Origin of the sequence: Kineococcus indalonis (genome assembly GCF_009906395.1) — a bacterium.
GTDB classification, from domain to species: Bacteria; Actinomycetota; Actinomycetes; order Actinomycetales; family Kineococcaceae; genus Kineococcus; species Kineococcus indalonis.
In genome coordinates, this window is record NZ_JAAALM010000419.1 from 1 (window position 1) to 3625 (window position 3625).

The 3625-nt window shown below is 80.5% G+C and carries 4 protein-coding genes and 1 pseudogene; 1 reads left to right on the forward strand and 4 read right to left on the reverse strand.

All coding sequences use genetic code 11. From position 1 onward, the window contains the following. Positions 1 to 636: MFS transporter (locus GTR00_RS16725; protein ID WP_166612718.1), on the reverse strand; the 636-nt coding region annotated here is incomplete at its 3' end. A gap of 74 nt (positions 637 to 710) precedes the next feature. On the opposite strand from GTR00_RS16725, the gene GTR00_RS16730 reads away from it, so the two are divergent. After that, positions 711 to 1625 (forward strand): LysR family transcriptional regulator, encoded by a 915-nt coding sequence (locus tag GTR00_RS16730; protein ID WP_205706006.1) that lies wholly within the window; start codon positions 711 to 713, stop codon positions 1623 to 1625. A gap of 6 nt (positions 1626 to 1631) precedes the next feature. On the opposite strand, the gene GTR00_RS16735 is transcribed toward GTR00_RS16730, so the two are convergent. From GTR00_RS16735 to GTR00_RS16745, 3 genes and pseudogenes are all read right to left on the reverse strand, one after another. Next, the gene (locus tag GTR00_RS16735; protein ID WP_166612720.1) at positions 1632 to 2375 is read right to left on the reverse strand and encodes an SDR family oxidoreductase; all 744 of its coding nucleotides are present in this window, start codon (positions 2373 to 2375) and stop codon (positions 1632 to 1634) included. A gap of 55 nt (positions 2376 to 2430) precedes the next feature. Continuing rightward, complete coding sequence (locus GTR00_RS16740) at positions 2431 to 3342, reverse strand: DNA-3-methyladenine glycosylase family protein (protein ID WP_323132553.1); 912 nt, start codon at positions 3340 to 3342, stop codon at positions 2431 to 2433. Then, positions 3339 to 3625: pseudogene (locus GTR00_RS16745) on the reverse strand (hypothetical protein); the annotation flags it as partial. The pseudogene GTR00_RS16745 and the gene GTR00_RS16740, both read right to left, overlap by 4 nt.

Here is a 3625-nt window from a genome sequence, read left to right on the forward strand (position 1 = left end):
GTCGGGCCCTGCGCCGCGGCGGCGGGGGGCGCGGGCGCGCGGCACGAGCGCGCAGAAGACCGCGGCGGCCAGCGCGCCGAGGACGGCGACGGCGGCCACGCCCCAGCGCCAGCCGGCGAGGTCGGCGACCAGGGCGGAGGCCACGCGCCCGGACAGCCCGCCCAGGGAGGTGCCGGCGACGTGGGCGGCGGCGGCGCGGGTGACCCGCGCGGCGGGCAGCTCCTCGACCAGGTGCGCCACCGCCACGGCGGGCAGCCCGCCCAGCGCGGCGCCCTGCAGCGCTCGCAGCACCAGCAGCGCGCCCGCCCCCGGCGCCCACGGCACGGCCAGGCCGAGGGCGGTGGCGGCCACGACGGAGGCGGTCATGACGGGCACCCGCCCGACGCGGTCGGCCAGGGCGCTCCAGCCGACGACGGACAGCGCCAGCGCCCCGGTGGCCACCGACACCGACAGCGCCGCGCGCGAGGAGCTGACGTGCAGGCCGCCGGCGAGCGCGGGCAGCACGGCCTGCACGGAGTACAGCTGCGCGAAGGTGGCCACGCCGGCGGCGAAGAGGGCGACGACCACGCGGCGCTGCTCCCGCTCGCCGCCGCGCCCGGTGTCCACGGCGGCCCCCGCCCGGTGCTGAACGCCCACCCGCACGACGGTAGGAACCCGCCCTCCGATGCGTCCAATGCATGAGAAGGGGGTGAGTGATGCAGGATGGCGGGGTGGAGGACGTCGACGACGCCGTGCAGGCCCTCGCCGGACCGCTGCGGGTACTGGTCACCGTGGCCGACCACCGGCACGTCACCCGCGCCGCGCACGAGCTCGGGCTGGGCCAGCCCACCGTCAGCCGCGCCCTGGCCCGCGTGCAGGAGGTCGTCGGGGTGCCGCTGCTGGCCCCGCACGGGCGCGGGGTGCGCCTGACCGCCGCCGGGCACGCCCTGGCCGCGGCCGCCCGCCGCGCCCTGGGCGAGGTCGAGCGCGGGGTGCGCGCGGTGCGCGAGGACGACTCCCCCGCCACCGGCCGCGTCGCCCTGGGCTTCCTGCACACCCTGGGCGCGGCGGCCGTGCCCGCCCTGGTGCGCGCCTTCCGCGAGGAGCACCCCGGCGCCCGCTTCCGGCTCACCCAGGGCGCCGCCGGCGCGCTGCTGGCGCAGCTGACCGCCGGGGACGTCGACCTCGTGCTCACCTCCCCGCTGCCGGCCGCGCCCGGCCTGCGCGCCCGCGCCCTGCTGGAGCAGCCCCTCGTGCTGTGCCTGCCCGCCGAGCACCGCCTCGCCCGCCGCGAGCACCTGGCCCTGGCCGACGTCGCCGGCGAGCCGTTCGTCCTCTTCGAGCACGGCTACGGGCTGCGCGAGACCGCCGACGCGATGTTCGCCGAGGCCGGCGTGCGCCCGGCGGTGGCGTTCGAGGGGCAGGACGCCGGCACCGTGCGCGGCCTGGTGGCCGCCGGGCTCGGGGTGGCGCTGCTGCCCGCCCCCGGCCCGGCGCGCGCCGGCGTGGTCGAGCGCCCCCTCAGCGGGCCCTCCACCACCCGCACCCTGGGCATCGTCCAGCGCGAGGGGCCGCTGCCGCGGGTGGCGGCCGCCTTCCGCGACCTGGTGCTGGCCCGCCCGGAGCTGCTGGGGCGCTCCGGCTGAGCCGCCTCAGCGACCGCCGCTGACGTCCAGCGTCGTGCCGGTGACGTACGAGGCGGCGTCCGAGAGCAGCCACACCACGGCCTCGGCGACCTCGGCGGCCTCCCCGCCGCGGCCCATGGGCACGCTCCTCTGCAGCCGCTCCACCCGGCCGGGGTCGCCGGCGGTGGCGTGGATGTCGGTGCGGATCAGGCCCGGGCGCACCCCGACCACGCGCACGCCCTGGTCGGCGACCTCGCGGGCCAGGCCGACGGTGAGGGCGTCCACGGCGGCCTTGGAGGCGGCGTAGTCGACGTACTCGCCGGGGCTGCCCAGCACCGCGGCGCGGGAGGAGACGTTGACGACGGTGCCGCCCCCGGCCCGCACCATCCGCGTCACGGCCTCGCGCGCGCACAGGAACGCGCCGACGACGTTGACCTCCAGCAGGCGGCGCACCCGCGCGGCGTCGATGTCCACCACGCACGCCGCGGGGGCGTTGACGCCGGCGTTGTTGACCAGGCCGGTGACCGGGCCGAGCTCCTCGGCGCGGGCGAACAGGTGCCGCACGTCCGCCTCGTCGGAGACGTCGGCGCGCACGGCCAGCACGGGCGTGCCGAGGTCGGCGGCCTGCTGGGCCACGAACTCCGCGGCCTCGCGGTTCGTGGCGTAGCTGAAGCAGACGGGCACCCCCCGCGCCGCCAGCGCCTGCACGACGGCAGCACCGATGCCCCTGCTGCCACCGGTCACGACCACGGTCCCCTGAGGCTGCTGCACGTCACGCACCGTACAGAACTCCTCACGAGCGACGCGCGAGCCGCGGCGGGGGCCGTCAGGCCCCGGCGGGTCCGGCGAACACCCGCGCCGTCCACAGGTGCAGCAGCGCGTACCCGCGCCACGGCCGCCACGCCCGCGCCCGCGCCAGCGCCGCGGCCGGCGAGACCCCGCCCATCGCCTTGCGCAGCACCAGGTCCCCGGGCAGGAACGCGTCGTCCTCGCCCAGCGCCCGCAGCGCCACGTAGTCCGCCGTCCACGGCCCCACGCCCGGCAGCGCCAGCAGCCGCGCCCGCGCCGCCGCGCCCTCGCCGGCCGCGCGCGCCGCGTCCAGGTCCAGGCCGTCGGCCAGCAGCTCCGCCAGCGCGTGCAGGGTGCGCGAGCGCGCCCCCGTCAGCCCCGTCACCGCCCGCAGCGCCCCCGGGCCGGCCGCCGCCAGCACCGCCGGGTCCGGGAACGCGCTCAGCCCGCCGGGCACCGGCCGCCCGTGCGCGGCGACCAGGCGGCCGGCGAAGGTGCGCGCCGCGGCCAGCGAGACCTGCTGCCCCAGCACCGTCAGCAGCGCCGTCTCGGCGCCGGCGACCGCCCGCGGCACCCGCAGCCCCGGGCGCGCCGCCACCAGCGGCGCCAGCTCGGAGTCCGCGCCCAGGTGCGCCTCGGCGGCGGCGACCTCGCCGTCCAGGTCCAGCCAGCGGCGCACCACCGCGCACACCTCCCCCAGCACCGGCGCCGGGGCGCGCACGAGCACCTGCCCGCAGCGCTCGCCGGTGCCCAGGACCACCGCCGCCACCACCGGGCCGGCGCCGGTGGGCACCACCCGCTCGTGGGTGCCGGTGGCGGCGTCGTGCCGCTCGGCGCCCGGCACGACGTGGGCGAGCAGGAAGCGGCGCAGCGGGCCCGCGGCCAGGCCGCCCGGCACCGGCAGCACCCGCTGCGCGCACGGCCCCGCGGCGACGGGCGCGGGCGTCACGACGCCACCCGCCCCGGCGCCGCGCGCTCCCCGTGCTGCTGGGCCCAGCGCTGCGGGTCGAAGACCGGGGGGTCCGCGGGCACCAGGTCCGGGTCGTCGTCGCGGAAGGTGCGGATGCGCCCCGGGGCGGTGTGCGGGCCCTCGAAGCGCACCGTCACCCGCCCCACGCCCGAGCCCTGCACCCAGCCCGGCCCGTGCTCGGCGTGCTCGACGTCCTGCCCGGGCCGCCAGCCCGGCCGCGCCGGCGGGCCGTACGGGTGCGCCGACCCGCCGGGCACCACCG